Source organism: Devosia sp. 919 (assembly GCF_013185965.1).
GTDB lineage: Bacteria > Pseudomonadota > Alphaproteobacteria > Rhizobiales > Devosiaceae > Devosia.
The window spans coordinates 1,409,905-1,425,354 of sequence record NZ_JABAOL010000001.1 but is presented as its reverse complement, the minus strand read 5'-3'; the positions used below and the strand labels follow the sequence as shown (position 1 = coordinate 1,425,354).

The 15,450-nt window shown below is 64.0% G+C and carries 15 protein-coding genes; 2 read left to right on the top strand and 13 right to left on the bottom strand.

The genetic code is table 11. The annotated features are described in order from the left end of the window. Positions 1-16: 16 nt before the first annotated feature. The 7 genes from HRQ64_RS06860 to HRQ64_RS06830 all read right to left on the bottom strand — a co-directional run bounded on the left by HRQ64_RS06860 (position 17) and on the right by HRQ64_RS06830 (position 5,588). On the bottom strand, positions 17-1,024 hold the full coding sequence (locus tag HRQ64_RS06860) for an asparaginase (protein WP_172122725.1): 1,008 nt from the start codon (positions 1,022-1,024) through the stop codon (positions 17-19). Between the two features lie 52 nt (positions 1,025-1,076). Next, positions 1,077-1,283, bottom strand: a complete 207-nt coding sequence (locus tag HRQ64_RS06855) for a hypothetical protein (protein ID WP_127752343.1) — start codon at positions 1,281-1,283, stop codon at positions 1,077-1,079. A 116-nt stretch (positions 1,284-1,399) separates the two neighbouring features. Next, positions 1,400-1,732, bottom strand: a complete 333-nt coding sequence (locus HRQ64_RS06850; RefSeq protein ID WP_172122724.1) for a TfoX/Sxy family protein — start codon at positions 1,730-1,732, stop codon at positions 1,400-1,402. A gap of 3 nt (positions 1,733-1,735) precedes the next feature. Beyond that, positions 1,736-2,491 (bottom strand): ABC transporter permease, encoded by a 756-nt coding sequence (locus tag HRQ64_RS06845; protein ID WP_172122723.1) that lies wholly within the window; start codon positions 2,489-2,491, stop codon positions 1,736-1,738. Further along, positions 2,488-3,423 (bottom strand): ABC transporter ATP-binding protein, encoded by a 936-nt coding sequence (locus tag HRQ64_RS06840; protein WP_172122722.1) that lies wholly within the window; start codon positions 3,421-3,423, stop codon positions 2,488-2,490. The genes HRQ64_RS06845 and HRQ64_RS06840 overlap by 4 nt, the downstream gene beginning before the upstream one ends. Further along, complete coding sequence (locus HRQ64_RS06835; protein WP_172122721.1) at positions 3,420-4,610, bottom strand: ABC transporter permease; 1,191 nt, start codon at positions 4,608-4,610, stop codon at positions 3,420-3,422. Before HRQ64_RS06835 ends, HRQ64_RS06840 begins: the two co-directional genes overlap by 4 nt. A 66-nt stretch (positions 4,611-4,676) precedes the next feature. Further along, positions 4,677-5,588 (bottom strand): ABC transporter substrate-binding protein, encoded by a 912-nt coding sequence (locus HRQ64_RS06830; RefSeq protein ID WP_172122720.1) that lies wholly within the window; start codon positions 5,586-5,588, stop codon positions 4,677-4,679. Positions 5,589-5,901: 313 nt separating this feature from the next. Here HRQ64_RS06830 and HRQ64_RS06825 point away from each other — a divergent pair, with 313 nt between their 5' ends. After that, a complete protein-coding gene (locus HRQ64_RS06825) occupies positions 5,902-7,173 on the top strand; it encodes a DUF3422 domain-containing protein (protein WP_172122719.1) in 1,272 nt (423 codons plus the stop codon). A gap of 10 nt (positions 7,174-7,183) precedes the next feature. Here HRQ64_RS06825 and rhaM read toward each other — a convergent pair whose 3' ends face one another. The 6 genes from rhaM to HRQ64_RS06795 form a co-directional block, all read right to left on the bottom strand. After that, positions 7,184-7,507: an L-rhamnose mutarotase gene (gene rhaM, locus HRQ64_RS06820; protein WP_172122718.1), complete on the bottom strand. Its 324-nt coding sequence runs from the start codon at positions 7,505-7,507 to the stop codon at positions 7,184-7,186. Beyond that, on the bottom strand, positions 7,504-8,502 hold the full coding sequence (locus HRQ64_RS06815) for an ABC transporter permease (protein WP_172122717.1): 999 nt from the start codon (positions 8,500-8,502) through the stop codon (positions 7,504-7,506). Before HRQ64_RS06815 ends, rhaM begins: the two co-directional genes overlap by 4 nt. Positions 8,503-8,605: 103 nt before the next feature. After that, the gene (locus HRQ64_RS06810) at positions 8,606-9,580 is read right to left on the bottom strand and encodes an ABC transporter permease (protein WP_172122716.1); all 975 of its coding nucleotides are present in this window, start codon (positions 9,578-9,580) and stop codon (positions 8,606-8,608) included. Further along, positions 9,577-11,085 carry a sugar ABC transporter ATP-binding protein gene (locus tag HRQ64_RS06805; protein ID WP_172122715.1) on the bottom strand — a complete coding sequence of 503 codons (1,509 nt, stop codon included), beginning with the start codon at positions 11,083-11,085 and terminating at the stop codon, positions 9,577-9,579. The genes HRQ64_RS06810 and HRQ64_RS06805 overlap by 4 nt, the downstream gene beginning before the upstream one ends. A 212-nt stretch (positions 11,086-11,297) precedes the next feature. Beyond that, on the bottom strand, positions 11,298-12,284 hold the full coding sequence (gene rhaS / locus HRQ64_RS06800) for a rhamnose ABC transporter substrate-binding protein (RefSeq protein ID WP_127752332.1): 987 nt from the start codon (positions 12,282-12,284) through the stop codon (positions 11,298-11,300). A gap of 46 nt (positions 12,285-12,330) precedes the next feature. After that, positions 12,331-13,137, bottom strand: a complete 807-nt coding sequence (locus tag HRQ64_RS06795) for a DeoR/GlpR family DNA-binding transcription regulator (RefSeq protein WP_172122714.1) — start codon at positions 13,135-13,137, stop codon at positions 12,331-12,333. Positions 13,138-13,312: 175 nt separating this feature from the next. Between HRQ64_RS06795 and HRQ64_RS06790 the strand changes: the two genes are divergently transcribed. Continuing rightward, positions 13,313-15,412 (top strand): bifunctional rhamnulose-1-phosphate aldolase/short-chain dehydrogenase, encoded by a 2,100-nt coding sequence (locus HRQ64_RS06790; protein ID WP_172122713.1) that lies wholly within the window; start codon positions 13,313-13,315, stop codon positions 15,410-15,412. The last annotated feature ends 38 nt before the right edge of the window (positions 15,413-15,450 follow it).

Sequence of the window (15,450 nt, the reverse complement as noted above, 5' to 3'; positions counted from 1 at the left end):
CAAGCCGCGCCATGGTTTAAGCCAGGGGACCAGCCGGGCGCAGCCACCCCACCTGAGCACCCCGGACGCTGTTGATCGGCCGGTTGGCAATGGATTGCAGCACTGCCAGCTGGTCGGCCTCGGGATCGGAATAGTTCAGCAGCAGGCCTGCCAGCATGGACTGGGAAGCAGCCATGTTGCCGTCATCGCATTTGAGGGCATAGCCCCAGCCCTTGTCGCGGATCGCGCCGCACTGCACCCCTTCGGCGCCGATCTTTTGCATCACCCGCCCACCAAAGACGGCCATGATGCGCGTATCGGCATGCCCCGTTCCCGCCACCAGCAGCGGGTGTTGCGTGGCCGCGTCAAACAGCTGCCGCGCGCCCGCCGCCATGTCGGCCGGCAGACCCCGCCCCGTCGCCATGACGGCAAAGCCGCGGGCAAAGGCGCGCAAGGGCGCCGCAAAAGTGGGGATGGAACAGCCGTCAGTGCCGCAGCGCTCTTCGCTCAGCGGTTCGCCGATCACCATTTCAATGGCGTCGCGCACCGCGCGCTGCACCGCGTGCTCACGCTCCACATAGCCCTTGGTCGGCAGGCCCATGGCCAGCGCCACGCTCAGCATGCCGCCATGCTTGCCCGAGCAATTATTGTGCAGTGCCGTGGGCTTGAGCCCCGCCTGGCGCAGCGCCTCGCGCGCCGCCGGGTTGGTGGGCGGATGGGCGCCGCATTCCAGGTCATCCACCGACAGCCCCAATCGCTCCAGCAGATGGGCGACGCCTTCCACATGCGGCTCCTCGCCATGGTGGGAAGCGCAGGCCAGCGCCAGCTCCTGAGGGGTGTGATGGAACTCGCCAATGGCGTCGCTGCCAAAGATGGCCAGCGCCTGCATGGATTTAATGGCTGAGCGGGGAAAGATGGGAAAGTCGATATCGCCGGCCGAGGCGATCAGCGCGCCATTGGCATCCACCACGGCAAAGGCGCCACGATGGCGGTTCTCGATCCAGTTGCCGCGGGTGGTTTCGGCAAGAACGGGATTGGCATCCATCGCAAAGCACTCCAACTGACCGCTTCTTGCGAATAGCAGCCAGCCGGAAAAGTCAATGCCAGAGGCCGGGAGGCGCCAGCGGCTGCGTCAGGACCTGCAGCGTTGGCGCTCTCGGCAGCGCCACCGGTTCGCCGGCAAAAGAGCTCGCCTGCACCGGCGTGCTGGCCGCATTGGCCGGCTGAATTACAAAGCCTGCCGCTGCGGTCACGACCAAGCCGCACAGCGTCGCGATCAACACCTTTTCCTGTCGCTTGTTCATGGTGGTTCGGCTTTCAACTGGCTGGACATGAGCACTTTAGCGCAGACCATTGAACTCATGATTAAAACCCCGTTCAGCTGGGGTTCATCTTTGTGTCCGCTCGAAGGCAAAAACCCTCAGTTTTTGGAGGGTAGCGCGCCCACGAAAGTGACCGCCGCATCGAGCAGGCGCCGCCGCAATTGCTCGTCGGCACAGGCCCCGATGCCCGCCCGCACCCAGCCCGGCATCGGCTTGCCAGACATCACGACCACAGCAATATCAGGCTCTTGCAGCGCCCAGGCGTCATTGCCCCTGCCCAGCCGCACCATCAGACCTTCGCCGGTGGCCGCACACAACATGTGCCCATCGAGCAGCCAGACCAGCCCGCCAAACATGGCTTTCTCGCTCAACCCCGGCAGCGGTCCGAGATCGTCGAGCACCCGCTGCTCCAATTCGTGATCGCGCGCCATCCTTCACCCCTCCGCCCGGCCCGCCTGCCCCGTCCGCACCATCAGCATCCGCTCGAGCGCCGAAAGCCCATCATAAATCAGCACCGCAAGAACAGCCACGATCAGCCCGCCCTGCAGCACGAAGGCAGTATTACCCGTTAACAGGCCGGCGATGATAACTTCGCCCAGCGTGCGCGCCGCCACGGTCGAGCCGATGGTCGCCGTGGAGAGCGAAATCACCGTCGAGAGCCGAATGCCCGCGAGGATCACCGGCAGCGCCAGCGGCAGCTCGACCTTCATGAGCCGCTGCCATCCCGTCATCCCCATGCCCTTGGCCGCATCGGTCACCGCGGCGGGCAGATTGGTGAGGCCCGTGAGGGTATTTTCGAAGATGGGCAGCAGCGCATACAAAAACAGCGCCAGCAGCGTCGGCGCCGTGCCGAAACTGTTGAGCGCCGGCACCGCCAGCGCCAGCACCGCCACCGGCGGAAAGGTCTGCCCGATATTGGCCAGGGAACGGCAAAGCGGCAGGAACTCGGCCCCGAACGGGCGGGTCACCACGATCGCCAGCCCGGCCGCCGCAATGGTGGCGGCGATGGTGGCCGCCAGCACGATCGCCAAATGGTTGAACGTGATGTCGAGCAGACCGCCCTGGTTGTAGATCGCCGGCTGCCCCGGCTTGGTGAACAGCGCAAAAAACGGGCTGAACAGCTCGGGCTGGATCAAAAACAGCACCAGCACCGCGAGCGCCAGCAGCCGCACCCCATTGCCCACTGTCATTGCGGTCGCGCCGCCAGCCGCGACAGCGCCTCGCGCGTCACCTGCCCCACGATCTGCCCGTCCCGGCGCACCGGCAGCGCCGCCCGCCCCGACCATAGCAATTCGGCCAAAGCATCCCGCAGCGAAGCGCCCGCCTCGATCGGCTCGCCCGTTGCGGTGCCGGGCTCGAGATGATCGCCCACCCGCTCGAGCGACAGCAGGCGGAACGGGCGTTCGCTGGTGCCGATCAGCTCGGCTACAAAGGGGCTCGCGGGACGGGCGATGATCTCGGCGGGCGCGGCGCATTGCAACAGCTGGCCCTTGTCCATCACCGCGATCGTGTCGCCCAGGTGAATGGCTTCTTCCATGTCATGGGTCACGAGCACGATCGTGGTCTTGAACCGCCGCTGGATCGCCAGCAGATCCTCCTGCGCCTTGGCGCGGATCAGGGGATCAAGCGCGCCATAGGGCTCGTCCATCAGCAAGATATTGGGCTCAGCCGCCAGCGCCCGCGCCACCCCGATGCGCTGTTGCTGGCCACCCGACAGTTCATGGGGCAGCCGGTCGCGATATTGGCCGGGATCAAGCTGGAACAGCTCGAGCAGTTCATCGACCCGCGCGTTGCGGCGCGCCTTGTCCCAGCCGAGGAGCTTGGGCACGGTGGCGATGTTCTGCGCCACCGTGCGGTGAGGAAACAGCCCATGCCCCTGGATGGCGTAGCCCATGCGCCGGCGCAGCTGATAGGCCTCGATGCTGCGCGTATCCTCGCCGTCGATGCGGATCGTGCCGGCACTGGGCTCCACCAGCCGGTTGATCATGCGCAGCAGCGTCGTCTTGCCTGAGCCCGACGTGCCCACGATCACGCAGATCGTGCGCGGCGCCACGGTCAGCGTCACCCCATCGACCACCGCGGTGCCATCATAAATCTTGGAAACTTTGTCGATCTCGATCATGCCGGCCGCCCCCGCCCTCCGCTCATCTCGATCAGCGCGTCGAGCACCACTGCCGCGGCAAAGGCCAGCGCCACCGTGGGAATGGCGCCCAGCAGCACCAGGTCCATCGCGGTTTGCCCGATGCCCTGGAACACAAAGACGCCAAAGCCCCCGCCCCCGATCAGCGCGGCGATAGTCGCCAGGCCAATATTTTGCACCAGCACGATGCGAATGCCGGTGAGGATCACCGGAAAGGCCAGCGGAAACTGGATGCCCAACAGTCGTTGCCTTGCCGTCATGCCCATGCCGCGCGCTGCATCCACTGCTGCCGGTGGCACGCCGACCAGCCCCACCACGGTGTTGGAGACAATGGGCAGCAGCGCATAGGCAAAGAGCGCCACCAGCGCCGGCGCCGCACCAATGCCCGAAATCCCCAGCCGCGCCGCCCCCGGCACCGTGGCCGCCACCCAGGCGAGCGGCGCGATCAGGAGGCCAAAAAGGGCAATGGAGGGGACGGTCTGGATGATGTTGAGCACGCCGAGCACACTCGCGCGCAGCGGCTTGACCTTGAAGCACAGGACGCCCAGCGGCACGCCCACGGCAATCGCTGCCGCCACCGACCCAAAGGCCAGCGCCAGATGCGTGCGCCCCTCGTTCCAGAACGCGGCGGCGCGGGTGCTGTATTCCTTGAGCAATGCCAGATCGTTCCAGGCCCCCGACCACAGCCACGCCGCCATCGCCAAGGCCACGCCGGCGAGCACGGCGATGCGCAGCCAGGGCTGGAGCCGCAATCGAGTCAGGCAATCGGCCAGCAGCAGGGCAAAAGCAAACACCAGCAGCCAGAACCCGGCGCCCGGCGACACCCGGGCAAACGTGTTCTCCGGCGGCGTCAGAAACTCCGCCGAGCGCCCGATCATCATCGCCAGTGCCACCAGCGCCAGTGTCGCCGCCCCCAGCTTGATCCGGCGCGGCAGGCGCAGCAATGCCGCGACGATCCCACCCACCAGCACGGCGAGCAGCACCGCGCCCTCGGCGGGCGGCAGGGCCTCGAGAATCCCGCGCGCCTCGCCCGGCACGATGCGATTGGCGCGAAACAGCGCGAACGGCAAAACCGTCCCCGCCGCAGCGATCGCCGCGATGAGAACGCCAAGCTTGTCGAGGCCGAGCCAAATGGGCTGGCGCGCTGGAGCGGCAGTGGCAGTGCTCATGCGGCTCCCTTGCGCCATGGCAGGCCAGAAGTGGGGTGCATGCGCATCCCCACTTCGCGCACGGGCCTAGTTCAGGAACCCGCCCTGCGTCAGGAAGTCGGTGGCTACCGCCGATGCGGCTTCACCGCCCACCTGCACGCGGCCATTGAGCTCCTGCAGCGTTTCGAGCGTCAGCGCTTCAAACACCGGCGTCAGCAGTTCCTCGATCTGCGGATACTCGGTCAGAACTTCCTCGCGGATGATCGGGGCGGGCTGATAAACGGGCTGCACGCCCTTATCGTCTTCCAGCACCACCAGGCCCGAAGGGGCGATCCCCCCATCAGTGCCATAAACCATGGCAGCGTTGACGCCATTGGTCTGCTGGGCTGCCGCCGCGATCGTGGCCGCCGTGTCACCGCCCGAGAGGGTAATCAGCTGGTCAGGCGACAGGGTAAAGCCATAGACTTCCTGGAACTTGGGCAGTGCTGCGGGCGAGTTGACGAATTCGGCCGAAGCGGCGAGCTTGACCTCGCCACTACCAGCCACCCATTCCCCGAACTCGGAGAAGGTCTTGAGGTTATTGGCTTCCGCCAGATCGCCCCGCAGTGCCACCGCCCAGGTATTGTTGGCCGGCGACGGGCTCAGCCAGACGATCTTGTTGGCGTCATAGTCGAGCTTTTTGACCTCGGCATAGGCCTTGGCTGCGTCGTTCCAGAGCGCGGGATCGGTCCCCTCGAAGAAATAGGCGCCATTACCGGTATATTCGGGATAGATGTCGATTTCGCCGGCAATGATGGCTTCGCGCACGATCGGCGTGCCGCCCAGCTGCGTGCGATCTTCCACGGCAATGTCGTTATTCTGCAGCACCTGGAGAATGATGTTCCCCAGCACGCCCCCTTCGGTGTCGATCTTGGAGGACACCACCACCTGCGCCTGGGCGGCGGTGATGGAAACGGCAAGCGCGGCGGCGGCGCTCAGGAGTTTGACGGCAAGACGCATGGCGATTCTCCGTGTGTGCGGGCGCTCGACCCATTCGGGTTAACCTAGCGCGCCTGCGAAAATGAGCTAGGGCGAAATTGGCGGCAAAGGAAACAGCTCGGAAAAACTCGCCCAATATTCCTCGTATCTGGGCAAACCGAGCGCGAGCGAAATCACGGCTCTGCGCCGCGCTTCTAATCCATGATAAGCGCTACCCCCGCCCTCGCGTTCCCGCCTCTTCGACCAAAGTAGCGCGCCCGAACGCCTCATTGCCAAGCGCGGCCGGGTAGCGCCACATGGCCGACCGGCATTCGGGCCGGGCCGGAGCCCTTTTATGGTTCAAACCACCATTGCTGATCACCCCTACCGCGACGCCATCATGGCGGAGGTCCATGCCCGTCCCGTCGAGATCGTGCCCGAGACCTGCCGATTGCGCCGCCTCGTCGTGGTGATGCCGCCCGTGGCCGGCGCCATGCTGGCCGTGTTCGAGCGCTTCGCTGCGTTTTGCGCCGAACAAGACCTCCCGCTGCCCCAGCCCGATACGCGCCAGCACAGCTTTGGCGGCGCCGGACGGCAGGTCACCTGGGAGTTTCACACCGAGTTCGTCACCGTCACCTGGCGCAGCGAGTTGGACGACAACGACAATCGTCCCGATGGGCTTGGCCTTGAGGTTCTGGCCGATGGGCTCCTGATCGGGGCGATGCGGCTCGATGTCATTGCCGAAACCACGATCCCCGACCGCTTGGTGCCCGGGTTCAGTCTGCCCAGCCTGTGCCTCGCCAATGTGGAAGCGGGCAAAGCCCAGATCGCCACCGATTTCGTACCCGATGCGGACCGCTTCACCCGTTTCGAGCTGGCGGCCGGCGGCCTGACGCCGCTGCGCCGCTCCATCATCGTGCGCCGTATTCTCGAGATCGAAACCTATCGAACCATGGCGCTGCTTGGCCTGCCCCTGGCGCGCAGCACCGCGCCCGAATTGCGGCGTATCGAAACCGAACTCACCGCGCTGATGGAAGAGCTTTCCGAGGCGACTACGCCGGCTGCGGTCCAGGCGGCCCTTGATGCCCTCCATGCGCTTTCAGTGCGCTCCAGCCAGATGTCGGAACGCCTCGGCTATCGTTTTGCCGCCGGACACGCCTATGGCGACATTTTGCGCGTGCGGGTGCAGGGCATCCGGGAAACCGGCACCGATCGCGGCTCGACCCTTGGCAGCTATATCGGCAACCGGGTCGATCCGGGTCTCGCCACTTGCGCGGCGATGGAAAAGCGCCTCGCCGTACTGTCGGCCAAGCTCGAACGCGCCATCGGCCTGCTCAATGTGCGCATCGGCGTTGATATGCAGGTGCAAAACGCCGCCGTGCTCGACAACATCGCCCAGACCTCGCGCAGCCAGTTCCTGCTGCAGCGCACCGTGGAAGGGCTCTCGACCATCGCCATCAGCTACTACCTTTTGGGCATCCTGAGCTATCTCCTCGCCGGGCCGCTCGAGGAATTGCACCTGCACAAGACCATGGCGCTCTCGATCGCAGCGCCCTTCGTCGTGCTCGCGGTGTGGCTGATGGCGCGGGCCGTCCGCAAAGCCCACGCGCCCGCGTCCCTCCACTAGGGGCGCGCGGCTACTCCATCCAGAACATGGGCTTGAGGTCGACCGAAACCGGCTCGTTCCGTTCATTGGTGGCCATGACATCGGCCATATGGGCCCACCAGCGCTGCATCACCGGATGGTTGGGCAGCGCGTCCATGGTGTGATCCTTGCGCCGCCACAGCACGCCAAAGAGGATATTGGTTTCCTCATCGAGATGGATGGAATAATCGCGCACCCCCGCTTGCTTGAGCAGTTCAATCAGTTCGGGAAATATCTCGTCATGGCGCTTCTTGTATTCGGCAGCCATGCCGGGATTGAGCTGCATCTTGAAGGCGTGTTTTTCCCAGTCGCTCATTGGCTGCGCGTTCTCCACAGGCGGAACAGGATGGGCAGCGCGATCACCACGATCAGCAGCGTGCCGATAAAGATCGACATGACGATGCCCGGAACATTGAGCAGCCCAAGCCCGAATGTCACCAGCCCCATGATCACGGCGGCCAGTACGACACCAATAATCGAGCCGCCGCCGCCCAGGATATTGACCCCGCCCAGCACCACCATGGTGATGGCCTCGAGCTCGAAGCCTTCGGCAATGGACGGCCGGGTGGAGCCCAGCCGCGCCGTCAGCAGCACGGCGGCAATGCCGCTCATCAGCCCGGTCAGGCAAAACAGCACGAACTTGATGCGATCCACCCGCACGCCGGTAAAGCGCGCCGCCACGGCATTGTTGCCGATGGCATAGATCTGGCGGCCAAACGTGGTGCGGTGCAGCATGAACCAGAAGATCACTGCCGCCACAACAAACAGCACCAGTTCAAACGAGATCACCCACCACACATAGCCCTGCCCGAAAAAGCTGAAGCTGGCCGGGTAACCCTTGAAGCTGCCATCGCCCAGGATGATGAAGGCGATGCCCCGGAACAGGCTCATCGTACCAATGGTAACGACGATCGAGGGCAGCTTGAGCCCGGTCACCAGCGCCCCATTGAAGGCGCCGCACAAAAGCCCCACCCCAACCCCGATCGCGACCAGCCCGGGCGTATCCACGCCCCATTGCAGCGCCAGGCCCATCAGCGTCGAGGCCAGGGCAATGATCGCCGCTACCGACAGATCGATCTCGCCCGAAATGATCAGCAGCGCCATGGCGAGCGCAATCAGCGCCTTTTCGGTGAAGTTGAAGGTCAGGTCCGACAGCGACCATTCATTGAGGAAGTAAGGCGAAGCCAATGAATTGGCGATGAAAATTCCCACCGCCACCAGCACCAGCAGCGATTCCCAGCTCAGCAGTGCCGAGCGCAGGGGATGATCAAGCCGATCCGGCAATTGGCGGGTTGTTACGGTGTCGGTCATCTCATAGCTTCCGATAGTTGCAGATCCAGCGACCCACTGCACCACCCCCCATCCCGACCCTCCCCCAGGGGGGAGGGAGCGCCAGAACCCGGCATGGAAGCCATCACGCCTCCGCCTTTCGCAAGATCACCCGCCCTGCCGAGCGCTCTCCCCGGGCATTGAGCACCACCGCCAACAGGATCGCGGCCCCGGAAATCGCCATCTGCCAGAACGGGGAAATATTGATCACCGGCAGCGCATTGTTGATCACGCCCAAGAACAACGCCCCCAGCAACGTGCCGCCCACGGTGCCGATGCCACCGGCAATCGAGACCCCGCCGATCACGCATGCGGCGATGATGGTCAGCTCATAGCCGCTCGCGACCTCGGTCGAGGCGATCACATAGCGCGACACCCAAAGATAACCGCACAGCCCGGCGATCGCGCCGGCAATGGTGAAGGCGAGGAACTTGGTGCGCCCCACATCGATCCCGGTATAAACCGCCGCGGTCGGATTGACCCCGATGGCATAGATTGCGCGCCCGAGCGGGGTGCGCGTCATCAGCACGTAAAACAGCGCCGCCACCGCAATGGCAATCCAGCTCAGCACCGGCAGTCCCAGCACTACGGCGCGCTGCAGATTGATGAAATCGGGGCTCATCTGGGCAGCATTGACCCAGGCCCCGCCCGAAAGCACGAACACCAGCCCGCGAAAGATCGTCAGCGTCCCCAGGGTCACGACGATGGAGGGGATGTTGAGCTTCCACACCAAAAGCCCGTTCACCCCGCCCAAAACTGCACCCACAAGAAGGCACATCGCCATCACCGCGGGGATCGGCACCCCCGGAAACGCGGCATTGAACATGGCCGCGATCATGCCGGTCAGCGCCAAATTGGCGGCCTGCGACAGGTCGATGGAGCGGGTCAGGATCACCGCCATCTGCCCGAGCGCCAGCATGATCAGGATGGAGGTGTCGTTGAAGATGGTCAGCAGATTGCCCGGCTGGGCAAAGCGAGGAAAGCGCAGCGTCACCAGCACAATCACCAGCACAATCGCTCCGGCCAGCCAGATTTCGCGCTGCTTGGCCAAGGCCTTCATGCCGCCGCCTCCTCTGGCGCGATCCCCGCCGCAAGGCGCACCAGGGTTTCGGGCTGCAGCCCCTTGTTGTCGAGCACGGCCACTACCCGCCCTTCGCGCATCACCACAATGCGGTCGCTCATCCCCAGCACCTCAGGCAGCTCGGACGACACCATGATCACGCTCAGCCCTCCGCTCACCAGCTCGCCCATGAAGCCATGCACCGCCGCCTTGGAGCCGATATCGATGCCTTTGGTGGGCTCGTCGAGAATGATCACCCGCGGCCCGGTCGCGAGCCATTTGGCGATCACCACCTTTTGCTGGTTGCCGCCCGAAAGGGTCGACACATCCTGGCTGAGCGAGGAGGCGCGCAGATCGAGCCGCCCGGTGAACGAGCGCGCCAGCGCAAATTCTTGTGCCAGCTGCAGCACATGGCTCTTGCTCGTGCGGCGCAGCGAGGGCAGTGACACATTCTGGAAAATGGGCAGGTTGGTGATCACCCCCTGCCGCCCGCGTTCCTCGGGCACATAAACAATACCCGCTTCCACCGCATCGGCGGCCGAGCGCGGGTTGATCGGCTTGCCGTCGAGGCTCAGCGTACCGCCCGACAGCGCCGTCATGCCGAACACCGCCTGCATCACCTCGCTGCGCCCCGCCCCCACGAGGCCATAAAAGCCGAGGATTTCGCCGCGGCGCAGGCTGAACGACACATCCTCGAACTCGGTGGGGTGCGACAGCCCCCTCGCCTCGAGCACCACCTCGCCGATCTCGGGCGTGCGGGCGGGAAAGATCTGGTCCACCGCCCGCCCCACCATCATCTGCACGATCTGGTTCTGGCTGGTGTCGCGGATCAGCCCCTTGCCCACCATTTCGCCATCGCGGAACACGGTGAAGCGGTCGGCAATGCGATAGATCTCGTCGAATTTGTGGGAGATGAAGAGGATCGCCTTGCCGTCTTCCTTGAGCAGCTCGATGAGCACATAAAGCTCCTCGATCTCCTTTTGGCTGAGCGCGGCGGTGGGTTCATCCATGATCACCACCTGCGCGTCGATCGACAGCGCGCGTGCCACTGCCACTAGGTGCTTTTTAGCGATCCCCAGTTCCTTGAGCTTGAGATCGGGTTCGATCCCGGCCGCCATGGCATCGAGCGTTGCCTTGGCCTCACTGCGCATGGTGCGCCAGTCGATCAGCCCCAGCCGCGTGCGCGGCGCATGGCCCAGATAAATATTTTCGGCCACGGTCAGCTCGTCGAACAACACCGTTTCCTGGTGGATCGCCGTCACCCCCGCCGCAAAGGCGGCATGGGCCGTCGGCAGCACCACGGGCTTGCCCGCAATGGCAATTTCCCCCGCATCGGGCTGGTAGATCCCGGTCAGGATCTTGACCAAGGTGGATTTGCCGGCCCCGTTCTCGCCGATCAGCGCCGTCACCTCGCCCGGATAAAGCTCCAGCGCCACGCCATTGAGCGCCCGCACGCCGGGGAAGCTCTTGCCGATGCCAGAAAGGGTCAGGATGGGCTGCGTCATCTACGTTCCCGATGGTGGCGCCGGGGGTACCCGCCATGCGCGGAACCACCGGCTTTGTGCTTCCCTCCCCGTTGAGGGGAGGGATCGAGGGAGGGGTTCGGCTGGTGATCACTGAAGAACCCCCACCCCGGCCCTCCCCTCAAGGGGGGACGGAGGGCAGACTGCAGCCACCCTGCCCTTGACGGGGTGCTATCGCCGTGCGCGCACGGAGCTCAATAGATCTTGGAGAACTCTTCGATATTGGTCTTGTCGAACTGGAACGGCACCGCCATCGCCGCCGCGTTGGTGTCGTCGAGCGTGACTTCCCCGACCCGGCCGATGGAGAATGTTTCGCCCGGCGCCGCTTCCTTGCCATCGATCAGCTGGTCGGCCAGCATCACCGCCGAATAGCCCAGATCGATGGGGTTCCACAGCGCCACGGCCTGGGACGCGCCATTGTCGATGAACTGCTTGAATTCGGAGGGCAGCGCGAGGCCCGTCACATTGATCTTGCCGATCAGGTTCTGGTCGGTCACCACCTGGGCCGCCGCGACAACACCCACCGTAGTGGGGGCAATAATGGCCTTGAGGTCGGGATGGGCGGCGATCAGGCCCTTGGCTTCCTCGGTGGATTTGACCGAGTCATCATCGCCGTAAACCGTCGCGACGAGATTGATATTGGGGAATTTCTCGGGCAGTGCCGCCTTGGCCGCCTCGATCCAGGCATTCTGGTTGGTGGCGGTGGATGCGGCCGACAAGATCGCTACATCGCCGCCCTCGGGCAGGTGATCGGCGGCCAGCTTGATGATGGTTTCCCCGATCAGCGCGGTGTCGGACGGGTTGAGGTGGATCTGGCGGCCTTCCTCGGCAACGCCTGAGTCAAAGCTCACCACCTTGATGCCGCGCTGCATGGCGCGCTGCAGTGCCGGCACCAACGCATCTGGGTCATTGGCCGAAATGGCGATGGCATCGACCTGCTGGGCAATCAGCGAATTGACCACTTCGATCTGCGCTTCGGCCGTGGCGGCGGTTGGGCCGGTATAGATCACCTCGACATCGCCCAGTTCGGCGGCCGCTTCCTGCGCGCCCTTGTTGGCGGCATCGAAAAAGCCGTTGCCGAGCGATTTGACCACCAGCGCAATGCGCGTCTGGGCATAGGCTGGTGCGGCGAGCAGCACGGCGACAGCCGTGGATGCGGCCAGGATCTTGATCAGTTTCATGCGGTATTCCCTCCCTGGAATGCTTTGATATCAGCTAATTGTTGGCTCAGGCCCTGCTGGATTGCGCTTGGACCTGAGTAGTTGTTTCGGCCACGATCAACCGCACGCCGGCTGTTTCGAGCATCTGGCGGTCTTCGTCACGGATGCCGCTGTCGGTGATCACCGCGGCGATCTTGTTGAGTTCACACAGGATCAGGCTCGAGCGGCCCGAAAACTTCGATGAATCGGCGAGCACGATCAGCTCCTCGGCCTGCCCGATCAGCGCCAGTTCGGATTGCACGACCATCGGGTCGGCTTCCATCAGCCCGTGCTCGCCAATTCCCTGGCAGCCGATAAACATGCGCTTGGCGTAGAAATGCGAGGCCACCACCCCACCAAAGGGCGACAGGATCACGTTTTGATCGCGATAGATGGTGCCGCCCGGAATTACCACGCTGTTGCGCGAATTGTGGATCAGGTGCTCGGCAATGGCGAAGCTGTTGGTGAACACGGTCAGCCGCTTGCCCGTCAGATGATGCACCATCTGATAGGTCGTGGTGCCTCCATTGATGATGATCGGCTCGCCGTCGCGGCAAAGCTGGGCTGCTGCCCGGGCGATTGCCTGCTTTTGCGCGATATTGAGCGTTTCATTGACAGAGAAGGGTCGCCCTATCAGCGCGCCTTCCTCGGGCGGGTTGACCGCTTCCGCGCCACCCCGCACCCGCCGCAACTGCCCGCTCAGATGGAGCGCCGCAATGTCCCGGCGGATCGTGGCTTCCGAAGCGCCGGTGACGTCGCAGAGTTCAGCCACGCTCACGAAGGAACGCGTCCGCAGCGCAGCCCCGATGACTCTATGGCGCTCTGTTTCATGCACGGCAGCACTCCTCCCGTCAGCATTCCTTGCGCGCTTTTCAATCAGTGTCAATCATTGACCCACCTGAATTACTCATCATTGCGCAGTTCTGCTTGCTGCTGATCGTTTGTGATTGACAGCGCATTTCAATCATGGCCAGTTCGGCAGGAGTTTTGCCCGATCTGAGAGGAACCCCATGTCCGCCCCCGCCCCCAAGCGCCTCCAGAATTTATGGGATGATGCCAAGGCCGCCGCCATGAGCGAGCCCGAGCGGCTGGTTTACCGCTCCAACATTTTGGGCAGCGACAAGCGGGTCACCAATTATGGCGGCGGCAATACCTCCTCCAAGATCATGCAAAAGGATCCCCTCACCGGCGAGGTGGTCGAGGTGCTTTGGGTCAAGGGCTCGGGCGGGGACAGCGCCTCGATCAAGCTCGAAGGCTTTGCCACCCTGTATATGGACAAGCTGCGGGCTCTCAAGAACCTCTACCGCGGGGTCGAGTTCGAGGACGAAATGGTGGGCTATCTCCCCCATGCCACCTTCAACCTCAACCCGCGCGCCGCCTCGATCGACACCCCGCTCCACGCCTATGTGAACCATCCCTTTGTGGATCACATGCACCCCGACGCCATCATCGCCATCGCGGCTTCGAAAAACTCGCGCGAACTCACGCGCCAGATTTTCGGCGACACGATCGGCTGGCTGCCCTGGAAAAAGCCGGGCTTCGAGCTTGGCCTGTGGCTGGGCAAGTTCTGCGAAGAAAACCCCAATGCCAAGGGAGTGATCCTCGAGTCCCACGGCCTCTTCACCTGGGGCGACACCCCTCGGGAATGCTACGAAACCACCATCGCCATCATCAACCAGGCGATCGAGTGGTTCGAAGCGCAAACCGCGGGCAAGACCATCTTTGGTGGCGCGGCCGTCCAGGCTCTGCCGTCCGAACAGCGCCGCGCCATCGCCGCGCGCCTGATGCCGAAAATCCGCGGCTTCATTTCCGAAGACAGCCATAAGCTCGGCCATTTCGACGATTCCCCGGCCGTGCTGGAATTCGTCAACTCCAACAATCTGCGCCCGCTCGCGGCGCTGGGCACCTCCTGCCCCGACCACTTCCTGCGCACCAAAATTCGGCCTCTGGTGATCGATTTCGATCCTACCAACCCCGATATCGACGCCGTTATCGCCGGCCTTGGCGACCAGATCGCCGCCTATCGCGCCGACTACGCCGCTTATTACGAGCGCTGCAAGCACGACAATTCCCCGGCGATGCGCGACCCCAATGCCGTGGTCTATCTGATGCCGGGCGTGGGCATGTTCACCTTCGCCAAGGACAAGGCGACCGCCCGCATTTCGGGCGAGTTTTATGTCAACGCGATCAACGTCATGCGCGGCGCCTCGACCGTCTCTGAATACCAAGGCCTGCCCGAGCAGGAGGCCTTCGACATCGAATATTGGCTCCTCGAAGAAGCCAAGCTTGCGCGCCTGCCCAAGCCCAAGTCCCTGGCTGGCAAGATCGCGCTCGTCACCGGCGGCGCCGGCGGCATCGGCAAGGCCACCGCCGCCCGGCTGCTGCGCGAAGGCGCCTGCGTCGTCCTCGCCGATATCGACCAGGCCGCGCTAGACTCCGCCACCGCCGAACTGTCGGGCGCGTTCGGCACCGACTTTGTACGCCCCGTCAACATCAACGTCACCCGCGAAGACCAGGTGATCGCAGGATTTGCCCATGCCGTGGTGGAATTCGGCGGCCTCGACATCCTCGTCTCCAATGCCGGCCTCGCCTCCTCCGCGCCCATCGAGGACACGACGCTCGAGCTCTGGAACCGCAACATGGACATCCTGTCCACCGGCTATTTCCTCGTCTCGCGCGAGGCCTTCCGCCTGTTCCGCGCCCAAAAGATCGGGGGCAATGTGGTCTTTGTCGCCTCCAAGAACGGCCTAGCCGCTTCCCCCAATGCAGCGGCCTATTGCACCGCGAAAGCCGCCGAAATCCACCTCGCCCGCTGCCTTGCCCTCGAGGGCGCCGAAGCGCAGATCCGCGTCAATGTCGTCAATCCCGACGCCGTGTTGCGCGGCTCGAAAATCTGGGCCGGCGAATGGCTCGAACAGCGCGCCTCAACCTACAAGACCGACAAGGAGGGCCTCGAGGACATGTACCGCCAGCGCTCGCTGCTCAAACGCTCCGTCTTCCCCGAAGACATCGCCGAAGCCATCTATTTCTTTGCCAGCGAAGCCTCGGCTAAATCCACCGGCAACATCCTCAATGTCGACGCCGGCAACGCCCAGTCCTTTACGCGCTGATTCACGCAGAACAAAAACAACAAAACACGCGGCTCCTG

What these genes read in the sequence shown, in the direction of transcription:
- HRQ64_RS06815 (WP_172122717.1), bottom strand. Translation starts at nt 8,502, where the DNA reads ATGACCGACACCGTAACAACCCGCCAATTGCCGGATCGGCTTGATCAT.
- HRQ64_RS06840 (WP_172122722.1), bottom strand. Translation starts at nt 3,423, where the DNA reads ATGATCGAGATCGACAAAGTTTCCAAGATTTATGATGGCACCGCGGTG.
- HRQ64_RS06850 (WP_172122724.1), bottom strand. Translation starts at nt 1,732, where the DNA reads ATGGCGCGCGATCACGAATTGGAGCAGCGGGTGCTCGACGATCTCGGA.
- HRQ64_RS06790 (WP_172122713.1), top strand. Translation starts at nt 13,313, where the DNA reads ATGTCCGCCCCCGCCCCCAAGCGCCTCCAGAATTTATGGGATGATGCC.
- HRQ64_RS06860 (WP_172122725.1), bottom strand. Translation starts at nt 1,024, where the DNA reads ATGGATGCCAATCCCGTTCTTGCCGAAACCACCCGCGGCAACTGGATC.
- HRQ64_RS06805 (WP_172122715.1), bottom strand. Translation starts at nt 11,085, where the DNA reads ATGACGCAGCCCATCCTGACCCTTTCTGGCATCGGCAAGAGCTTCCCC.
- HRQ64_RS06845 (WP_172122723.1), bottom strand. Translation starts at nt 2,491, where the DNA reads ATGACAGTGGGCAATGGGGTGCGGCTGCTGGCGCTCGCGGTGCTGGTG.
- HRQ64_RS06855 (WP_127752343.1), bottom strand. Translation starts at nt 1,283, where the DNA reads ATGAACAAGCGACAGGAAAAGGTGTTGATCGCGACGCTGTGCGGCTTG.
- rhaS (WP_127752332.1), bottom strand. Translation starts at nt 12,284, where the DNA reads ATGAAACTGATCAAGATCCTGGCCGCATCCACGGCTGTCGCCGTGCTG.
- rhaM (WP_172122718.1), bottom strand. Translation starts at nt 7,507, where the DNA reads ATGAGCGACTGGGAAAAACACGCCTTCAAGATGCAGCTCAATCCCGGC.
- HRQ64_RS06825 (WP_172122719.1), top strand. Translation starts at nt 5,902, where the DNA reads ATGGTTCAAACCACCATTGCTGATCACCCCTACCGCGACGCCATCATG.
- HRQ64_RS06835 (WP_172122721.1), bottom strand. Translation starts at nt 4,610, where the DNA reads ATGAGCACTGCCACTGCCGCTCCAGCGCGCCAGCCCATTTGGCTCGGC.
- HRQ64_RS06830 (WP_172122720.1), bottom strand. Translation starts at nt 5,588, where the DNA reads ATGCGTCTTGCCGTCAAACTCCTGAGCGCCGCCGCCGCGCTTGCCGTT.
- HRQ64_RS06810 (WP_172122716.1), bottom strand. Translation starts at nt 9,580, where the DNA reads ATGAAGGCCTTGGCCAAGCAGCGCGAAATCTGGCTGGCCGGAGCGATT.